The organism is Rhizobium sp. CF142 (genome assembly GCF_000281145.1).
Lineage (GTDB): Bacteria > Pseudomonadota > Alphaproteobacteria > Rhizobiales > Rhizobiaceae > Rhizobium.
On the sequence record NZ_AJWE01000110.1, the window covers coordinates 64,318 to 83,181 of the forward strand.

The 18,864-nt window shown below is 61.7% G+C and carries 19 protein-coding genes and 2 pseudogenes; 17 read left to right on the top strand and 4 right to left on the bottom strand.

Annotation, left to right across the window (positions count from 1 at the left end):
- Positions 1–175: 175 nt before the first annotated feature.
- From PMI11_RS38550 to PMI11_RS27035, 11 genes and pseudogenes are all read left to right on the top strand, one after another.
- Complete coding sequence (locus tag PMI11_RS38550; protein WP_007823636.1) at positions 176–583, top strand: hypothetical protein; 408 nt, start codon at positions 176–178, stop codon at positions 581–583.
- A complete protein-coding gene (locus PMI11_RS26990; RefSeq protein ID WP_007823638.1) occupies positions 567–1,598 on the top strand; it encodes a DUF7146 domain-containing protein in 1,032 nt (343 codons plus the stop codon). Before PMI11_RS38550 ends, PMI11_RS26990 begins: the two co-directional genes overlap by 17 nt.
- A gap of 378 nt (positions 1,599–1,976) precedes the next feature.
- On the top strand, positions 1,977–2,918 hold the full coding sequence (locus tag PMI11_RS26995) for a DUF2493 domain-containing protein (protein ID WP_007823640.1): 942 nt from the start codon (positions 1,977–1,979) through the stop codon (positions 2,916–2,918).
- Between the two features lie 54 nt (positions 2,919–2,972).
- Entirely contained in the window at positions 2,973–3,233 is a 261-nt protein-coding gene (locus tag PMI11_RS27000; RefSeq protein ID WP_007823642.1) for a type II toxin-antitoxin system prevent-host-death family antitoxin, read from the top strand.
- Positions 3,223–3,643, top strand: a pseudogene (locus PMI11_RS27005) (hypothetical protein). The gene PMI11_RS27000 and the pseudogene PMI11_RS27005 overlap by 11 nt, the downstream one beginning before the upstream one ends.
- A gap of 97 nt (positions 3,644–3,740) precedes the next feature.
- Positions 3,741–4,007, top strand: a complete 267-nt coding sequence (locus PMI11_RS27010; RefSeq protein WP_007823647.1) for a type II toxin-antitoxin system Phd/YefM family antitoxin — start codon at positions 3,741–3,743, stop codon at positions 4,005–4,007.
- Entirely contained in the window at positions 4,004–4,402 is a 399-nt protein-coding gene (locus tag PMI11_RS27015; RefSeq protein ID WP_007823649.1) for a type II toxin-antitoxin system VapC family toxin, read from the top strand. Before PMI11_RS27010 ends, PMI11_RS27015 begins: the two co-directional genes overlap by 4 nt.
- Positions 4,403–5,016: 614 nt before the next feature.
- The gene (locus PMI11_RS27025) at positions 5,017–5,340 is read left to right on the top strand and encodes a DUF736 domain-containing protein (protein WP_007823652.1); all 324 of its coding nucleotides are present in this window, start codon (positions 5,017–5,019) and stop codon (positions 5,338–5,340) included.
- Positions 5,341–5,567: 227 nt separating this feature from the next.
- The gene (locus PMI11_RS38230; RefSeq protein WP_244430705.1) at positions 5,568–5,684 is read left to right on the top strand and encodes a DUF4326 domain-containing protein; all 117 of its coding nucleotides are present in this window, start codon (positions 5,568–5,570) and stop codon (positions 5,682–5,684) included.
- 281 nt (positions 5,685–5,965) lie between these two features.
- Positions 5,966–6,136, top strand: coding sequence for a hypothetical protein (locus PMI11_RS37785; RefSeq protein ID WP_007823654.1), 171 nt, complete (start codon positions 5,966–5,968; stop codon positions 6,134–6,136).
- Between the two features lie 357 nt (positions 6,137–6,493).
- On the top strand, positions 6,494–6,964 hold the full coding sequence (locus PMI11_RS27035; RefSeq protein ID WP_007823657.1) for a hypothetical protein: 471 nt from the start codon (positions 6,494–6,496) through the stop codon (positions 6,962–6,964).
- A gap of 363 nt (positions 6,965–7,327) precedes the next feature.
- Here the strand turns inward: PMI11_RS27035 and PMI11_RS36850 are convergent.
- A pseudogene (locus PMI11_RS36850) lies at positions 7,328–7,599 on the bottom strand (WGR domain-containing protein).
- A gap of 344 nt (positions 7,600–7,943) precedes the next feature.
- On the opposite strand from PMI11_RS36850, the gene PMI11_RS38235 reads away from it, so the two are divergent.
- Positions 7,944–8,339, top strand: coding sequence for a hypothetical protein (locus tag PMI11_RS38235; RefSeq protein WP_007823659.1), 396 nt, complete (start codon positions 7,944–7,946; stop codon positions 8,337–8,339).
- An 89-nt stretch (positions 8,340–8,428) separates the two neighbouring features.
- Complete coding sequence (locus PMI11_RS27045) at positions 8,429–8,674, top strand: hypothetical protein (protein WP_007823661.1); 246 nt, start codon at positions 8,429–8,431, stop codon at positions 8,672–8,674.
- Between the two features lie 3 nt (positions 8,675–8,677).
- Here the strand turns inward: PMI11_RS27045 and traG are convergent, their stop codons facing one another.
- Genes traG through PMI11_RS27060 form a run of 3 tightly spaced genes read right to left on the bottom strand, consistent with a single transcriptional unit; the run spans position 8,678 to position 11,104 of the window.
- Entirely contained in the window at positions 8,678–10,597 is a 1,920-nt protein-coding gene (traG, locus tag PMI11_RS27050; RefSeq protein ID WP_007823663.1) for a Ti-type conjugative transfer system protein TraG, read from the bottom strand.
- Positions 10,588–10,827, bottom strand: coding sequence for a conjugal transfer protein TraD (locus tag PMI11_RS27055; RefSeq protein WP_007823664.1), 240 nt, complete (start codon positions 10,825–10,827; stop codon positions 10,588–10,590). Before PMI11_RS27055 ends, traG begins: the two co-directional genes overlap by 10 nt.
- Entirely contained in the window at positions 10,817–11,104 is a 288-nt protein-coding gene (locus tag PMI11_RS27060) for a TraC family protein (protein WP_037072285.1), read from the bottom strand. The genes PMI11_RS27055 and PMI11_RS27060 overlap by 11 nt, the downstream gene beginning before the upstream one ends.
- Positions 11,105–11,327: 223 nt before the next feature.
- Here PMI11_RS27060 and traA point away from each other — a divergent pair, with 223 nt between their 5' ends.
- The 4 genes from traA (at position 11,328) to PMI11_RS27080 (ending at position 18,527) form a co-directional block, all read left to right on the top strand.
- Positions 11,328–15,962 carry a Ti-type conjugative transfer relaxase TraA gene (traA, locus tag PMI11_RS27065; RefSeq protein WP_007823667.1) on the top strand — a complete coding sequence of 1,545 codons (4,635 nt, stop codon included), beginning with the start codon at positions 11,328–11,330 and terminating at the stop codon, positions 15,960–15,962.
- Between the two features lie 29 nt (positions 15,963–15,991).
- Positions 15,992–16,294, top strand: a complete 303-nt coding sequence (locus PMI11_RS27070) for a hypothetical protein (protein ID WP_007823670.1) — start codon at positions 15,992–15,994, stop codon at positions 16,292–16,294.
- Positions 16,291–16,593, top strand: coding sequence for a hypothetical protein (locus tag PMI11_RS27075; protein ID WP_007823672.1), 303 nt, complete (start codon positions 16,291–16,293; stop codon positions 16,591–16,593). Before PMI11_RS27070 ends, PMI11_RS27075 begins: the two co-directional genes overlap by 4 nt.
- Before the next feature lie 1,040 nt (positions 16,594–17,633).
- Positions 17,634–18,527 (top strand): DUF3313 domain-containing protein, encoded by an 894-nt coding sequence (locus PMI11_RS27080; protein WP_007823674.1) that lies wholly within the window; start codon positions 17,634–17,636, stop codon positions 18,525–18,527.
- The last annotated feature ends 337 nt before the right edge of the window (positions 18,528–18,864 follow it).

Below are 18,864 nucleotides of genomic sequence, written 5' to 3' on the forward strand. Positions count from 1 at the left end.
GGGACACATTGGAGCCCCCGCGGCGGAGAGTGAGAGATTGGCGAGGAGCGGGGGGAGCGGGCCGGGCTGGAGGGGAATCTTTCGAGGCGCCAGCCGCAGGGTTCGTACCGATGGCTCGAATTGATCGTCACTTTGCCCTGCGCAAGCCGGGCTTTTCCCGTTCCAGGAGGATAGAATGACAATACCCAGATATGGCACGGCCAACTTCGATACCCTACAGTGCGCAGCTGCAGGCGGCCGCATGACGGTGAAGAACCGACCGATGGTCTATACCCATCCGCTCACCGGGGCGCGGTCGCACCTATTGACCATCGATCGCATGGATGGCAACCAGCCGATGCAGCTCCCTGACGCGTTGCGCGTCTGGGTGATGAACGACTATCGGATCGAGCTCGTCGGCTTCAGCGACGGTATGCGCGACAGGCTGCGATCCCTCGGCCTGTTCTCCGAGATGATCGCCTGGAAGGTCCGGTCGTTCATCCCGGCCTCGGATGACGGACAGGCGGTGCTGTCGCGCCTCATCGAACGACATCTTATCGTCGATATCGCCGGTGGGGGTGACCGCCATGCTGCCCGCGTCTGAATTGGCGGATCGTCTCGCGCATCATGCGGAGGCGGTTTGCCGTCATTACCTCTCCGCCGGCCGTAGGGCCGGCAATTACTGGATCGTCGGCGACGTCGCCAACAGCAAGGGCAAGTCGCTTTACGTCCATCTCACCGGCCCTCGCAAGGGCAGATGGACGGACACGGCGACGGCTCAATACGGTGACCTGCTCGATCTGGTGCGCGAGACCTGTGGACTAGTCGATTTCCGCGACGTCGCGGAGGAAGCGCGCCGCTTCCTGTGCGAACCCAATCTGGCGTCGCCCGAAAGGGGCGATACCCTGACCGACCAGCCCATCGACAGACCGGCTGGAGAACGCGCAAGACGCCTGTTCGGTATGACGCTGCCGCTCTCCGGCACGCTGGCCGACAGCTATCTGCGCCAGCGCGGGATTCTGCGCGCGTCCTTGCATTCCGCGCTTCGCTTCCACCCCTCTTGCTACTACCGGGATCTCGTCAGCGGCAGGACCAGCAGCTACCCGGCGCTGATTGCCGCCGTGACCGATCGCGCCGGCATGATCACCGGCGTACATCGCACCTGGCTCGACCCGGGCGGCGAGGGAAAGGCGAAGGTCGACGATCCCCGCCGCGCGCTCGGCGGGCTACTGGGCAATGCCGTGCGCTTTGGCTTTCCCGTCCATGCTCCCGTTCCGGTGATGGCCGCCGGCGAGGGGCTCGAAACCATCCTGTCCCTCTCGCACGTGATGCCCGGCATGCCGATGGTCTCGGCGTTGACGGCCAATCACCTTGCCGCCTTCCGGCCGCCAGCAGGGTGCCTGCGCCTTTACGTTGCCGCCGACGCCGATGCCGCCGGCCGGCACGGCATCGAAGGATTGAGCCGCCATGCGCAGGTGCTCGGCATCCTGCCGCTCGTCTTGACCCCGGAACTCGGCGATTTCAACGAGGATTTACGCCGGCTTGGCCCTGGCCGGCTCCTCGCAAATCTCCGCGCCCAGCTCGCGCCGGAAGACGCGCAGGCCCTCCTGCCCGCGTGAGGCGGGCGTGAATGGAGGACGGGTGGGGAGGCGGCGTGATGGGAGCGCCGGTGCCGTGACGGTCTCGGTTCCGGTGAGGCGCGCCTGCGGGCCTGCCGAGAGGCGACCCTTACCAGGCGGCTGTCGGGCCTTCAGCGGGTCGGTCAGGTTTCTTCCCCGCGCCGGCTTTTACGTCGCATCGGCTACTCCCAAAACCGGTTCCCGCTTTTCGGGCCGATGCGGCAGCCGGCGCTCCTCGCGGGCCAAGAAACCTTCCCTCAGCCGCCCGGCGCTCACGCTGGGCCGCTTCGATGCGCTCGCGGTTCCGGTCCGCCCGCCGCCTGGACAGGGATCGCCGTCAGGCCGCGAGAGGCGCGGCCCAAACCGACGGAGACCATCATGAACCTGACGCTTCCCATCGACGCCGCCTTTGAGCCCCACCACGCGGCCTCCCCGACCGACCGCTTCATCTACGAGATGCAAGTCTTTGGCTACCGCCCGCTCCAGGACGAGCCGGATCCGCGACCGCTGCCCGAGGAGACGATGGTCCAGTCGGCGCTGACCACGGTGTTCGAGGCCCTGTTCGAGATGCTCGGCGATACGCGGCTGGAGCCTGATCTCGAAGATCTTCTCTGGTCGACGGTCAACCTCTTCCACCGCGCCGGCGAGCGCATCCAGCGCGAACTTCAGCGCAACGAGGATGCTCAGCGCATAGGCCAGCGCGAGCAGGACGGCTCGGAGGTCAAGAGCGTCGAGCTTGAACGGCATGTCGCCGAGGGCGTCACACTCCTCGAACGCCGCAACGCCTTCGAGTTCATGCGCGACTATGCAGCCGATCTCTTCGAGGCTGAAACCGGCTCGGCATGGCGGCCGCGCACCGGCTCCAAGGTCAACCACGCCAACATGACCGCGGCGATGATCGACTCCAGAGATTTCCTCTCTGCCCGCCGGCACGCCGAAAATACGGTGCTGATCCCGGCCGGCACAAAGATCGCCTTTGGCGGCGGCATGGACTACAACGATCACGACCGGATCTGGGCGGCGCTCGACAAGGCCCATGCCAAACACGCCGACATGATCCTGCTGCACGGCGGCTCGCCGAAAGGCGCCGAACGCATCGCCGCCTGCTGGGCGGAGGCCCGGAAGGTCATCCAGATCGCTTTCAAGCCCGACTGGAACAAGCACGCTAAGGCCGCCCCATTCCGGCGCAACGATGAGATGCTTTCGGTCATGCCATCAGGCGTAATCGTCTTCCCCGGCTCCGGCATCACCGACAACCTTCGCGACAAAGCCCGTCGGCTCGGCATCAATGTCTGGGAACTCAAAGGAGACGGCGCGTAAGCGCCGTTTTCTTGCAAATCTGGATATTATGGAGATTGATGAAGGAGCAAGCTTATGCGGCAGTTCACAACAGGCGATCTCAACAAGCAGGTGGGCGACGTCACCGACGCCGCTTCACGCGAACCCGTCGTGCTCACCAAGTACCGGAAACCCCGTTTTGTCTTGATGAGCTATGAGCACTACGAGCGCATGCGCACCGGTGGTGACCCGCGCCAAGCCCATCACGTTTCCGAGATGCCGGAGGAGCACCGCGGGCTTTTCCTGGCCGAGATCGACCGGCTGGCGCGCGGCGAGGGCTACGACGATGAGCCGTGAGTTCCTGCCTGGTCAGGTGATCGACTACCCCTATCTCTGGGCATGGCAGCACGAGCGCGGCGAGACCGAAGGCCGGAAGCTCCGGCCGATCTGTGTCGTCGTCGCTGTCCGTGGAGCGAATGACGGCCTTACCCATCTCGCACTGCTGGCGATCACGACCCAGCCGCCGCAGGCCGAGGATCGCCTTGGAAGTTTTCGATATCGAGTGTCGACGGGCTGGCCTCAGCGACCTCAAGCACTGCTGGATCGTCGTTGACAAATACAATTACGATGTCGCCGAACGATCCTGGTACATAGAGCCGGATGGAAAAGCACTCGGTCGCTTCAGCAAAGCCTTCATGATGAGGATTGCCACAGCTTTCGGCGAGGCCTCGCGCAAATCGGGCCGCCGTGTCAATCGAACGGAGTAGGCCGGCACTGATCAGGCGTCACTTCTCTTTCCACTAAGGCAACGCTTGCATTTCTGGGAAATTGTGTACACATTTCCCACTCAACCGGAGCCTCGCCATGCCTCAATCGCGACAACAGACAACATCCCCCCGCCGTGTCGGCGTGCGGGAGTTTCGCGGCAATTTGACTTCCTTCCTCAAGCAGGTCGAAGATGGGCAGAGGTTCGTCCTGACATCCCATCACAAGGTTGTCGCGGAAATCGGGCCGCCGTCATCGGACGTCGTTGCACGCAAACCCGGCGCGTTGCGCGGGAAGATCAAAGTTGCCGATGACTTCGACAGTCTGCCGGCGGGTGTTCTGACGTCCATGGAAGACGGGACGTGAGGCTGCTGCTCGATACGCATGCTTTGTTGTGGTGGCTGAACGACGACGAGAAGCTGGGAAGCCATGCACGTCGCCTGATCTGTGACGCTGAGAACGACGTCCTCGTCAGCGCGGTTTCTCTTTGGGAAATCACCGTGAAGCTGCGGATCGGCAAACTTGATGCCGACATAGATGAGATTCTTGCGATCTTGCCGGATCAGGGATTCGATCGGCTGGATATCACAGATGCGCATCTTATCGCTCTTGGTGCTCTTCCGCTTCATCACCGCGATCCCTTCGATCATCTCCTCATGGCGCAGGCCGTGGCGGAGGGAGCATATTTCGTTTCGCAAGATCAGAATGTCGCGCTCTACGGCATTCCGTTCGTAACCTGCTCGGATCCTGTCGCCTTGTGATCGCCGACGGACTTGGTTCCACCAACGAAGCCGGCCCCGACCGCTCGGATGGCCCGCTTGCCGACGGTGGGGTGCCAGGCGGATACCAACGCTTCAGAAGACCGGGCTGCGGCAGGCGAGTTGGCGAAGCCCGTATCGAAGCCCCATGCGAACAGCTTCATCCGATATTGCTGTACGGTCTGTAGGCGGCAATTCGGGCACTGCTTCAATCTCGCGGTCGACAAAGGTGTCATGTCGGCAGCGGGCGTGCTCATCCGCATGCAGCAGCTGTGGCTGGCGGGGGCATGACGTCGGCCTGGATGGCGGCGAAACGTTCAGAGGCACTTGGCCAATATCCCGCAGCGCTGTACCGGGCTGCCATGAGGGTTTCGCGCCCTTCAGTTGCCCCGAACCATTCCCGTTTTATGTCGCTCGTATAGACGACCGCCTGCTTTAGCGGCCAACCCCTGAAGGGGTAAGACTCGCCCAAAAATTTTTCAAAATTCGATTTCGGTTGTTTCGTCATGGCGGAAAATAGAATTTTGCAAAATCTTCGGCCGAGCTGACCGCAGCAGGTCGGCCGTCTCTTCGTGCGCCATCGGGAATGGTCCCGAGCAACCGAAGGAGACAGAACCATGGCCACCACAATCGCAACGCTCACGCAGAAGACCGACGGAATCCTCGAAGGCGTCTTCGCCACCATCCGGGTCAACGCCCCGATAGCCATCATCCCGAACGCCAACAAGGCGAGCGAGGAAGCCCCGGACTACCGCGTCATCCACCGCAAGACCGGCTTCGAGATCGGCGCAGGCTGGAACCGCATCGCACGCCAGACCGGCGAGGAATACCTCTCGGTCAAGTTGGAGGCTCCCGAGATCGGTGTCATCTTCGGCAACCTGGCCCAGGCACCCGGCGGCGACCCGAGCAAGAAGGTGATCCTCTGGAACAATCCGAACTGAACGGCAAGTGTCGGCCCCGAGTGATCGGGGCCGGCTCCCATCGAGAGAAGGATCTATCCATGGCTAAAGTTCTCAATGCGCGTGTCGTCGGGCGCCAATCCGGACCCGATTGACGCTATATCGGTAGACACGATTTTTCGGAAATCCATTCGTTATCGGACGCGATGGCACGCGAGCCGAAGTGATCGCCAAAATACGCAGAGTGGGCGCCGACCCAACCGCCCATCGTGGCTGCGTTGCCGGAGCTGGCTGGCAAGGACCTCGTATGCTGTTGCGCGCCGCTACCTTGCCACGGTGAAGTGCTGCTGGAAATGGTGCGGCGATACCTCTGCGACGAAGTCTGATCGTACCAGGATGATGGCGGGCTTCGAGCCCGCCGTTATTCTTCTGGTGCCACACGAGACCAAGGACTGTCTGCTCAGATACCCAAGTATGCCATGAGGGGCTCGTGCCGCTTCAAGGTCACGCGGCCCCTCCAATTTTGCCTCCGCTCCGTTGCACTGCGCTCCGACAAAATCGGCACCTCCGCGCGCCGCCTTCGGCGGTCGCTACGCGAACCTTGACCCGACCCGATCCTCACGACCCTCGGCGCCATCTTTCACGTCTAACCAAGGAGATGACGACGATGACGAACGCACTCGAAATCCACATCGAAGAACTGCGGTCCGAACTGAGGGAATGCATCGATCCCGACGAACGTCGCGAGATCGAGGTCGAGCTCGAACTGGCGCGCGCCGAGCTGGTCGTCATTATTGCCGAGCAGGATCGCTGGCTCAAGGCGGAGCCTCCCTTCTGAGGCGGCTTTTGCCGCATCCGTGAGCTTTGTCAGACGGATCGACCGGCCGACCAAGCTGTCAGGGACTTCACCCCACGACACTCCCCGCCGGCTCACGCCGGAATTGGTCGCGTTCCCTTCGGGTCCACGGGTCTCTTCTCTCTCTCTCTCTCTCTCTCTTTCTCTTTCTCTGACGTCCTATTCTGCTCCAGCAAATCCGACGTCAAGGACGGCGCGGTCTCCCCCAATTTTTCCGCCGCTGCGTTGCACTGCGCTCTGGAAAAATCGGTTCCCCCGCTTGCAAGCCGCTTCGCGGTCCTTGACCCCTCTTTGCAACAGAGCGGCCGATCTCCGTCATCAAGATGAAGGAGATCCACTATGACATCCGATCAGAACCTCATGCTCTACGCCAAGCTCGCCGGCTTCCGGCTCGTCGTCCTCGCAAATCGCGTCGGCTGCGACACCGATTTCTTGCAAGAGCTTCATGACCGCCTGGTTGAAGGACTTGAGGCGGCAATCGCTCGCATCCAGACCATCATGGCATTGGAACGAAGCGTCCTTACCGGCGACGAGGAATTCGCCGCCTATCAGCTGGACGGCGAGACCGAGATTTTCGGGCGCTTCACCATCGGCTTGTTGGATGACCTCGAAATTGATTTCGACACGCATGAATACCGCATTAACGGCAGTGACTGGATCAACGCCTTGACGGCCGATGATACGGGCGTCGATATCGATTGTCCGGAATTGATTGCGTTGACGGAGGACGAGCTCGGCTCGCTGGCGCAAATCGTAAAGGATATCACACGGGAAACCGGAATCCCCATTCATGCGGTTCGTGTCGTCTAGGGCCGGTGGCATCGCCAGGATCCGGATCAAATCTTAGACGCGGAGAGGTGGCAAAGGCTGCCTCTCAATTGGGGATGGTTCAGGCCGATCGCGTGAGCGACAAGTTCGCGGGGGGTCTGCGCTTGACTGTCAGGATAACGGTCCGAACTGCGGAACGCCGATCCGACCGAACATAGCCAGATCCAAGCTGAGCTCGAACAGGCCCAAGTGGGCCTGATGGCGGCGGTCGCCGGGCAGGAGGCCGCCACCGATGCCGAGCCTCCCCGCTAGGGAGACTTTGCCGCCTCGCCAGGCCCGGTACGCTGGATCGACCGGTGCCCCCGGGCTCGAAGCTTTGCTTCGGCCTGCCGCTCCTACCGTCGTCTATCGGCAAAGGCATTCCCGCTGCGGATATGATCTGGTTCTGTAGCCTCGCGCCCTCTTGGCACGAAGCAAGTTGAGAAACATCGACACCGCCTCTTCCTCCCGATCGAAATGGTGAAGCATCGACTGTCCCCCGGAGCCGATCCGTCCCCAACGGCGTGTCAGACAGAGTGTGCCGAACAGCGTCGGCTCGATGGACAGCGCGTAGTATGGCGCCATGTTCCTTGTTGCGTCCGTGCGTTCATATAGAGATGGTAGGGTTGAGCGAGCATGGCGAGAGAGTCGCCGATCGAGAAATTCAGGTCCAACGACAGTTTTGAATCCGTTGCGCCGCAGCGATTCATTTCTGTGATCGATTGGTAATCCGGTCGGACCACCTTTCGGGCGAACCGCCTGCGGCGTCGGGCTCTACTCGCGTCGCTTGCGCGCCGCTCCCGTAGCCCGCTACGCGGGCTCCGCCTCTGGTCACGATCCCTTTCGCAAGGGGCCGAGCCACCGCATCGATGTCCCAATCCTTGTTTTATATGCCAGCGCCGATTGGACTCACGCAAGCGAGATAGTTAAACGCGATTAGAAGCGAACCGATCGGCTCCGGTTTGGTAGCGAGGATGCACCGATGACTACGGAACCGCCGTCCAGCAACGTCGCCAACCGGGCTTCGGATGTAAACCCGTTCGCCTGCCTTCTCTGGTTTTTGGCGCGATTGCCCTTTGTCATCCTGCGCGGCATTGTCGGTGCGCTCTTTTACAGCATCTGGTATCTGGCCTTTTACGTGCTCTGCATGTTTCGGTCGTTCACCGGGATGATGGTGCCGGCGGCGATCGTGCTGGTTCCGCTGTCGATCGTGGTATTCGCGCATCCCGAAGCTGCCCGCGGCAGCCCGTTCTGGGCATTTGGTCTGATGGGATTGGGCTTCGTCGCTCTTGCCCTCGGCTATACGCTCTTTGTCGACTGGATCACGCCGTCCGGCGCTGAGGATCCGTTCGAGCGCTATCGCCGATCCGATCGATAGCCTCGCCGCATCGCTCGCTTTTGGCGTATTCGCCGGTTACGTTCTCTGTCGAGGAATAAGCAGGACCAACGCCCCAGGAGATCACATTTATGTCTGTAATCGAGAAAGCCGCAGCCGCAACAACGGCAATCCAGGAGCACGCGAGCAAAGCCTTGGACGTTTTGCAGTATGGCTTCAACGGCCGCATCGTGAACGGCTTCGGCATCTACGCCGATCCTTCAGGCCGCCATAGCAACCTTCTCGAAGCGCGCAAGGCGATCGACGCGGCACTTGAATTGATGAAGGCCACAAAATGGCCGACCGAGGCCGAATACGATCTCGCCGAACAGTCCTGAGCCTCACGGGTTGAGCTTGACGAAGCGGTTGGTCTTCGCCGCCGCATTCATGTCTTTTCGCCGGAAGTAGATCGCCCGTCCGCAGCGGATCGGGCTGTGGCCCTGGACGATAATGATCTGCTCGTCCTTGCGCATCGACTGGGTGATCTCATGGGGCATGATCAGCGGCCGTCGCTGGAAATTGACATTCTCCGACTTGCGCGATGCGCTGTTCTTCGTATCCCAGCCGATGTTGCGGGAACTGCCCTTCACCTCCACTGTCATCTCGCCGCACTGCGCCGACACGTTGCGGGCGGTGTCGAGCGCCTTGATCGCCGCATAGGAGGTGAAGGCGCAGCCGTCGATCCATGACGTGGCGCCGTCCTTCCCGAAATGCCGCTCCAGCTGCCCGACCGACTGGTACATGAGCATCATCGATATCCCGTACTTGCGGCCGCGGTCGCGCGCCTCCTCCAGAACGCGCATGTAGCCGAGCAGATCGACTTCATCGAGCATGAAGAGCGCCCGACGCCTGAACGCGCCATCGGCCTGAATCATCGCATTGATCAGCGCGCCGATAATCACCCGGCCGATGCCCGGATAGGATCGCAGGATTGATGCCGGGATATTGAGAAAGACGTCCTTCCTCCCGCTGACGATGTCGCTGGACTTGAAGGCATTGCCGCAGACCAATGCCGCATAGCTGTCGAGCGAGAGCCATTGCGTATCCTTCGACGCGGTCGAATAGACGCCGGAGAACGTCTGTTCAGTCATGTTGGTGAACACACCCAAGGTTTCGCGGATAAAGGCCGAGCCGGAATTCTCCTGAATGTCGCGCAGCATCGCCAGCACCGAAGGCTCGGGCTCGGAAACGATCTGGCGCAGGCTGCGCAGGTTTCGCCTTCCGGCATATTCCGGTGACAGCATCACATGGGCAAGCAGCCCTGTCAGAAGATTGTGCGCCTGGCTCTGGAAGTAGGAGCCGGTCGAGCTTTCGAAGCGCACGCTCTCGGACAGCAGCATATGGGCGACGCCGACGATATCTTCTTCTTTCTGTTTCGATGTCTCGATCCCGTCGAGCACGTTAAACCCCATGATCGGGTTCGTCGGATCGAGCACCATGACCTCGCGGCCGAACACGCGGGTGCGATGTTCGACCACCATTGGCGCGACCTCTGTCGAAGGGTCGAGGCAGATCAGCGGTCCGGTATAGCGTAGCGCCGTCGGCACAACGTTGCTGGTGGTCTTGTATCCGCCCGATCCGGCAAAGAAGAGCATATGGGTGGAATCGAAATCCTGCCCGTAGGTAAGAAGGGGCGCCTTGCCGCCTTGCCCCCAGGTCGAACTATCGTTCGGATCGAAGGGCAGCTCATGGACGATTTCCTTGTCGACGCGATAGCGCTCGCCGATGACGATCTCGCCATCGGCAGGAAAGAGTTTGCCCGCCGCTGACATTGAAAGCCAGTCCGCGTCGCCAAAGGTCGCACACCGCGCCCGTTTGACCTGTTCGGAAACGACGGTGGAAATGCGGGCCGATACCGCGACCGCCATGAAACCACATAACGCACCAATCACGACGACCATGTCGAGATAGGAAAGAGCATAGTCCCAGGTGACGACACCACGTTCGACCGACGGAGCTAGCCGCCCATACTCTCTGAGGCTGTAGAAGCCAACCACAGCCAAAAAGCACAGCAGGCTCACCATGGCGATCGGCCGGCGGCGGTGCATTGGCAAGGCCCAAACCGTCAACAGCCCGGCGAGTGGCCCAAACGATAGCGCCGGCATCGGCGCCGCACGCAGAAACCAGTATTCGGTCTTGCCCGACATGCCGGCAGCCAGTCCCGACCATCGCCAGCCGACGATGTAGACGGTGATCGCGGTAACAGCGATCGGCACAAGCACGAGCAACAGGCTCGGATGCAATCTTCCCTTCAATGCCATTCCGCCATCTCCTCGGTAGGTGCGACATCACTCTTCAACGAGGAGGCCCCGAACGCCTCTGCGCCGATATCGCGCAGCCGCCGATGCTCCGGCGAGCCCGTTGCCACTCTCGCCAGTTCGAGCAGGCCACCGAGCACGAACGCCCGGTCGGCCTTTGACAGGCCCGCTTTGACGACGATGCCGCCGAGCAGGAACTTTTCCCGCGCCTCCCGTTTGCGGTCAGCGGTCATCTGAAACCTCCGACGGCGATCCAGCGCTACCATTTGCTGGTCGACGCGTCGGAGCAGGAGCGCCACCGGCCCCTTTCTTCTCCTCTTTTCGAAATCGCGCGGCGATCTCTTCGAAGATCCGATCCACCTCCTCGTCTGCGATCTCCATCTCCGCTAGCCCCGACTTTGTGGCGGCTCTGGCAAAGCGCTCGGCGGATTTAACTATCATAAAACGTCTGCGTTCTCGGAGCTTCTCTATCTGGGTATCGAGATCGAAAATCGATGATTTTACGGCCATTGGCGATTTTTCCTTTCAACAAAAATAACTTCAACACGCCGATTATACTAACTATAATACGATAGTTAAATAGACTATTTTGCATCAACCCAAAACGTCGCAGCCGGAAGTCTTAGCCGTGGCCGTGTTCCGGAAAAGCGGCATCGGCCCTGCGGTCCGATCGGTTTGAGGGCGCAATATACGTCGCTGCCGCGACGTGCTTGGACGATGTGGAGACACGGCAGTGGCGATCATGTTCGTCAGAGCGCAGGTAATCAGCAGGGGAGCGGGACGCAGTATCGTCTCGGCGGCCGCCTATCGCCATCGCACCCGGATGATGGACGAGCAGGCGGGCACCTCCCACAGCTATAGGGGCGGGGCAACGGAGCTGGTGCATGAGGAACTGGCGCTGCCGGGGGATATTCCGGCCTGGCTCAAAATCGCGATCGACGGAAAATCCGTTGCCGGCGCCAGCGAGGCGCTCTGGAATGCTGTCGATGCTTTCGAGACGCGCGCCGACGCACAGCTTGCCCGGGAGCTGATCGTTGCCCTGCCGGAAGAGCTGACGCGGGCGGAGAACATCGCCCTGGTGCAGGAATTCGTCCAGGGCAATCTGGCTTCGAAGGGCATGGTTGCCGACTGGGTGTTCCATGACAAGGACGGCAATCCTCACATCCATCTGATGACGACACTGAGGCCTCTGAAGGAGCAGGGGTTCGGACCGAAGAAGGTGGCGGTGGTAAACGAGGATGGCGAACCATTGCGGGTCGTCACGCCGGATCGCCCGAATGGCAAGATCGTCTACAAGCTATGGGCCGGTGACAAGGAAACCATGAAGGGGTGGAAAATCGCCTGGGCGGAGACAGCCAATCGCCATCTGGCGCTTGCCGGCCATGAGATCCTTCTCGACGGCCGCTCCTATGCCGAACAGGGCCTCGACGGGATCGCGCAGAAACACCTGGGGCCGGAGAAGGCGGCGCTCGCCCGCAAGGGGATCGAGATGTATTTCGCCCCTGCCGATCTCGCGCGCCGGCAGGATATGGCCGACCGCCTGTTGGCCGATCCGGAGCTTCTGCTGAAGCAGCTTTCCAATGAACGCTCCACCTTCGATGAGCGTGATATCGCCAAGGCACTGCATCGCTATGTCGATGGTCCCGTGGACTTCGCCAATATCCGCGCACGGCTCATGGCCTCGGACGATCTGGTGCTTTTGAAGCCGCAGCAGATCGAAGCCGAGAGTGGGAAGATATCGGAGCCGGCAGTGTTCACCACGCGGGACATCCTGCGGATCGAATATGACATGGCGCAGTCGGCACGCGTTCTATCGCGGCGGCACGGCTTCTCTGTGTCCGATGATGCAGTTGCTGCGGCGGTTGAAAAAGTAGAGACACAGGATCCGCAGAGACCCCTCCGCCTCGATCCCGAGCAGGTCGATGCTATCAGGCATGTCACCAACGACAATGCTATCGCGGCCGTCGTCGGTCTCGCCGGCGCCGGCAAGTCGACCCTGCTTGCCGCAGCCCGTGTCGCCTGGGAGAGCGACGGCGGCCGGGTGATCGGCGCAGCACTGGCCGGGAAAGCGGCCGAGGGGCTGGAAGACAGTTCCGGCATCAAGTCCCGGACACTGGCGTCCTGGGAGCTGGCATGGGCCGGCGGCCGCGATTTGCTCGAACGCGGCAATGTGCTGGTCATCGACGAGGCCGGCATGGTGTCGTCGCAGCAGATGGCCCGCGTGCTGAAAATCGCCGAAGACGCCCACGCGAAAGTCGTCCTGGTCGGCGACGCGATGCAGCTTCAGCCGATCCAGGCGGGTGCGGCGTTCCGGGCGATCACCGAGCGGATCGGCTTTGCGGAACTTGCCGGCGTGCGCCGCCAGCGCCAGCAATGGGCGCGCGATGCGTCACGGCTCTTTGCCCGCGGCGAGGTCGAGAAGGGTCTCGATGCCTATGCGCAGCACGGCCATCTTGTCGAGGCAGCGACGCGAGATGAAATCATGGGGCGGATTGTCTGCGACTGGACGGAGGCGCGTCGGCAGGCGGTCCAGAAGTCAGCCGTGACAGGCAATGATGGACGTCTTCGCGGTGATGAGCTTCTCGTGCTCGCCCACACCAATGATGACGTGAAGCGGCTGAACGAGGCGCTGCGGTCGGTGATGACGGGAGAGGGTGCGCTGGGGGACAACCACTCTTTCCAGACGGAACGCGGCGCGCGGGAGTTCGCTGCCGGCGACCGGATCATCTTTCTTGAGAATGCCCGCTTCGTTGAACCGCGCGCAAGGCGCCTCGGTCCGCAATATGTGAAGAACGGCATGCTCGGCACGGTCGTTGCCACCGGCGACAAACGCGGCGACGCATTGCTCTCCGTGCGTCTCGATAATGGCCGCGATGTCGTCATCAGCGAGGACAGCTATCGCAATGTCGACCACGGCTATGCGGCGACCATCCACAAGTCTCAAGGGGCTACCGTCGACCGGACCTTCGTGCTCGCGACCGGCATGATGGATCAGCATCTGACCTATGTGTCGATGACCCGCCATCGCGATCGCGCCGACCTCTATGCGGCGAAGGAGGACTTCGAGGCGAAGCCGGAATGGGGCCGCAAGCCTCGGGTCGATCATACCGCCGGCGTCACTGGTGAACTCGTGGAAACCGGGCTCGCCAAGTTCCGGCCCAATGATGAGGATGCTGACGAAAGCCCCTATGCTGAGGTGAAGACTGATGATGGAGCAGTACATCGTCTCTGGGGCGTGAGCCTGCCGAAGGCGCTGGAGGATGGGGTTGTCTCGGAGGGCGATACGGTGACCCTGCGCAAGGACGGCGTCGAACGGGTCACGGTAACCGTGCCTGTCATCGACGAGAAAACGGGAGAAAAGAGGTTCGAGGAACGGACGGTTGATCGCAATGTCTGGACGGCCAGGCAGGTTGAATCCGTGGAGCTTCGCCAGCAGCGCATCGAGCGGGAAAGCCATCGACCGCAATTGTTCAAACAGCTTGTGGAGCGCCTGTCGCGTTCCGGCGCCAAGACGACGACGCTCGATTTCGAGAGCGAGGAAGGTTACCGCGCACACGCGCAGGATTTCGCGCGGCGGCGGGGGATCGACAATCTCGCTCAGGCTGCGGCCGGAATGGAGGAGGGCGTTTCCCGGCGGCTGGTGTGGATTGCGCAAAAGCGCGAGCAGGTGGCGAGGCTTTGGGAGCGGGCGAGCGTGGCGCTTGGCTTCGCGATCGAGCGAGAGCGGCGCGTTTCCTATAACGAGGTCCAGAGCGAAACCCTTGCAGCCGAAATTCCGGGCAGCGGAAAGTATCTGATCCCGCCCACCACCATGTTCGCCCGCAGCGTTGACGAGGATGCGCGCCGGGCGCAGCTCGGTTCGGATCGTTGGAAGGAACGGGACGCAATCCTCCGACCGGTCCTGCAGAAGATCTATCGCGATCCCGACGGTGCGCTTGTCCGCCTGAACGCGCTTGCGTCCGAGGTGCAGATTGAGCCGCGCAGGCTCGCCGACGATCTTAAGGCCGCGCCAGACAGGCTCGGGCGTCTCCGCGGTTCCGACCTTGTGGTCGATGGCTGTGCTGCTCGTGACGAGCGCAACGCGGCCACAGCTGTTCTGTCGGAATTGCTGCCACTCGCCCGCGCCCACGCCACCGAGTTTCGTCGGCAGGCCGAGCGCTTCGGCGTCCGCGAGGAGCAACGCCGCGCCCATATGTCCTTGTCGATCCCGGCATTGTCGAAGCCGGCAATGGCGCGCCTTGTCGAAATCGAGGCAATCCGGGACCGGGGCGGGGATGACGCCTACAAGACGGCTTTCACCTATGCCGTCGAGGATCGCCTGCTGGTCCAGGAGGTCAAGGCCCTCAACGATGCCTTGACGGCACGTTTCGGCTGGAGCGCCTTCACTGTGAAGGCCGATGCTGTTGCCGAGCGCAACATGGCCGAGCGCATGCCGGAAGATCTTGTTCCCGAGCGCCGCAACAAGCTCACCCGCCTGTTCACCGTCGTCAGGCGCTTTGCGGAGGAACAGTATTTGGCCGAACGGCAGGATCGCTCGAAGATCGTTGCCGGCGCCAGCGTCGAAGCCGGAAAGGAGACCGCACCTGTGTTGCCGATGTTCGCCGCCGTGACCGAGTTCAAAACGCCGGTGGAAGAGGAGGCCCGGACCCGCGCAGCCGATGCCGCGCACTATCGTCATCATCGCTCCGCGCTCGCCGAGACTGCGACCTCAATCTGGCGCGATCCCGCCGGCGCTGTCGCAACGATTGAGGAACTCGTCGTCAAGGGTTTTGCTGGCGAGCGGATCGCTGCGGCTGTCGGCAACGAACCCGCTGCCTATGGCGCCCTGCGGGGCTCCGATCGCATCATGGATAAGATGCTTGCCGCCGGAAGGGAACGGAAGGAGGCACTGCTGGCGGTGCCGGAAGCGGTCGGCCGCGTGCGCTCGCTCGGCGCGTCCTGGATCACTGCCCTCGACACCGAGACCCTGGCCGTCACCGAGGAGCGGCGGCGTATGGCGGTTGCCATTCCCGGTCTGTCACCACCGGCGGAGGCTGCGCTCGGACAACTGGTGACCGACATGAAAATGAAGAGGCAGAAAGACAGGGTCGCGAAAGTCGACGTTACCGCCGGCTCACTCGATCCGCGCATCCGTGAGGAGTTCGCCGCCGTCAGCCGGGCGCTCGACGAGCGTTTCGGCAGGAACGCGATCCTGCGCGGCGAGAAAGATGTTGCCAATCGCGTATCTCCGGCACAGCGCCGCGCCTTCGAGGCGATGCAGGAACGCTTGCAGGTCCTGCAGCAGACGGTACGGGCGCAGAGTAGCCAGGAGATCGTTTCAGAACGCCAGCGGCGCGCCATCGATCGCGCTCGCGGTCTCACCCGATAGTCATTTTGGAGAAGCGGAAGGAAAAGCATATGGCAGACCAGGAAACCTCTTGCGACGCGCTCGCCCGCGCCGAGATCGCGATCGAGATCCTCAACCAGGCGCGTGCGATCGTCGCACCCAGCGTCTATGAACTCGAGGACACGGACGCCCAAGCGGCTGAGGTGCTGCGCCGGCGCGATCTCATCGAGCCGCAGCAAAGCATCCGTATCGCAGTCTCTGATGCGGTCGAAGACCTTATCGGGGTGTGGGGCCGGCAGGACGGCGGTTCTTATCGAGAGTCCAAACTCCCATTGCTAGCAGACCCTGGAAGCGGAGCAATCATTGTCCGATGACCCGTTCTGAGCTCCAGCGCTTTGCCGACAATTGGAACTATATGCTTGGCCGTGTGGAAAAGCGCAACGCCCCGGAAGATCGCATCGCCGCAGTGAGAACGCGTGCCGCCGAGGATGTAAATTTTCTGCTTGTGCAACGGCGCGATGCCGACAGGGAGGAGAATTCACCTCGGGGACGCACGATCTTCCGGCGTCAGGCGGATGCGCTCAACCTGTTCGTCGAACTCTACGCCAATGCTGTGGGCGACAAGTGTGCCGAAATCGAAAACCTGTCGCGGCTTGTGTTCGGCAACAGCTAAGCGGTCTCGGCATCGGTCGATCAGATCAAGGGTGCGCCGAGCGGCGCGGCGATCAGCGGCGAGGTGCGCACGGGCCATCTTGGCGACAGGGGGCCGAAAATGGCTGCGTCGCTCGAACCTTGTGCGTCAAACGGCTGAAGCCCATGCGCCACGTCTTGCGGCTACCCTGGCGGACTACGGTCTGTCCGCGGATTTCGAGCGGCATCGATGTCAGCGAGCATCGAGAGGAACAGGCGAAACAGCGGGCAGAAATCCCCGTCACCACAGATGTCGGATTACTGGCGGCTGAAGGTCATGAGAAAGTCCGTTGTTTGAACGCGGAGCCAGCTCTGAGGCGCGAGCTTGAGGGCATATCGGTTGCAATTGACAGGCGCCCGTCAGCGGCCGACAAGGCGATCTTAGGACGGCAACGCTGGTAGGTTGGCGTCGTCCATAGGGATCACGCCGGAGCAGGGTGTCACGCCACGTCATTTCCACGAGCGCATGAGGGCAGCCCAAGATCGGTCGCACAGGCTAAGTCGCGATCTTGCGCGCGGTGCCCAGTTCGAGATCCGGCAGCAATTACCGGCTCGCTCATTGGCTCCAAGCCATCGGGCGTTTCATCTTGCCGTTGCTGGGTGCGTATTTGCTGATCCCGCGGAATGGGATCCCTTCAGCAGGAAACCACTCAATGGCTCTCGGGGAGTTGGGGGCGAATCTTAACAGCCCGCCATCAAGTAGCGTTCTAATCCCATGGAGCGTTACAAGGTCTCGGGCGAGATCCCGAAAGAGCAAACCATCATCGATGGGCAGAATGATCGCGCATCCATCATCAAGGTCGAGAATACCGAGTGGTTCCGACGAGCCGGGGCGCGGGTTCGAGGCTTAGCCTTGTAAAGCAGATCGCCGAAAACCATGGCGGTCGGCATCGAAAGCGCTCCGTCGGGAACGAAGGTGTCGATCCAGCTCTAAGATGCTGCGAACGGCTGGCCATGTAATTGTGTGGCAATTGTTCGCTCCGAATGTCCGGTCATCGTCATGACCGGAGGCCAACGAGATACATGCCCAGCAATTCGCATTCACGTCGTCGATTTTTCAACCAGCCGCTTTTCAACCAGCCATCCAGGGCAGCGCTCCTGGGGTTTATTGCCTTGCTGATAACGGCAACCGTTTCCGGATGCGCTGCCGTGCCGCTCAAGGAAGCGGGAACGCTTGCCTCCTACGGGAACCTCGGTCCGTCGAAGGGGACGCTCGCCAAGAAACGGCTTTATGTCGACGGGCAGCAGCTGGCACGGGTAAAGACCGTCGCTATCGTCCCGACGGTCTTTTCCTTCAGTGCCGCGTCCAAGATAAAGTCCGAGGCCGACCGGTCTCTGGTTTCCAAAGCTCTCGACCGGGCGCTGTGCGTGGCACTGAGTGACAAATACCAGATGGTCCCGGCTGGCCAGCCGGCGGATCTGACCGTTCGCTCGGTTGTCGCCGACATCGTTCCGACCAACAAGGCAGTTGCCGGGGTCGCGACCGTCGTCAGCGTTGGTTCGGGCTTTGCCCTGCCTGTGAGCATACCGCGCCTCCCCTTCGGCCTAGGCGGCCTGGCGATCGAAGCCGAAGCTATCGACGCCACGGGAATGCAAAATGCCGCAATGCTATGGGCGCGTGGCGCAAACTCCATTCAGGACAATCCCCGCGTTTCCGAAGTCGGGGACGCGTATGGTCTCGCAACGAAATTTGCCGGCGATTTCTCACAGGTGCTGATCGCCGGAAAGGAACCGAAGGGACTGAACCTTTCGCTTCCGTCGAGGCAGCGCGCTCGCTCCTGGCTCGGCGGAAAGCCGAAATATGCAGCCTGTGATGCGTTCGGCCGCGCACCCGGACTGCTTGGCGTGCTCGCTTCGAAGTACGGCGCTCCGCCGCAGTGGACGGAAAGGAAGCCAAAGCCTGCAATGACGCATTGACGGAAGGGCCAGCCTAGGGTTCCGCGGAGGTTTACGGGCGCCAAGGAGATCGACCGGCCTCGCTGGTCGAGGACGGGCGGAGACAGTGCCGGAACCCCGCGGCATTGCTCTGCCCGCCAGCACTTTGCCTGCGGGGAGCGTCAGATCCCGATGATCTGGCCGAATGGCGACTTGCCTCCGTTGACAAGTGCTCGATCCATCCAGGAAGACGTCGCAGGGGACGACCTGATGCAACATTCTTTCCTTTGCATAGAGACGTTGTATTCTGATGTCGCCAGACACACTTCGACTTGAGGAAGAGTATGCGTGTCGATCATTTTGAAATTCGTTCGAAGAC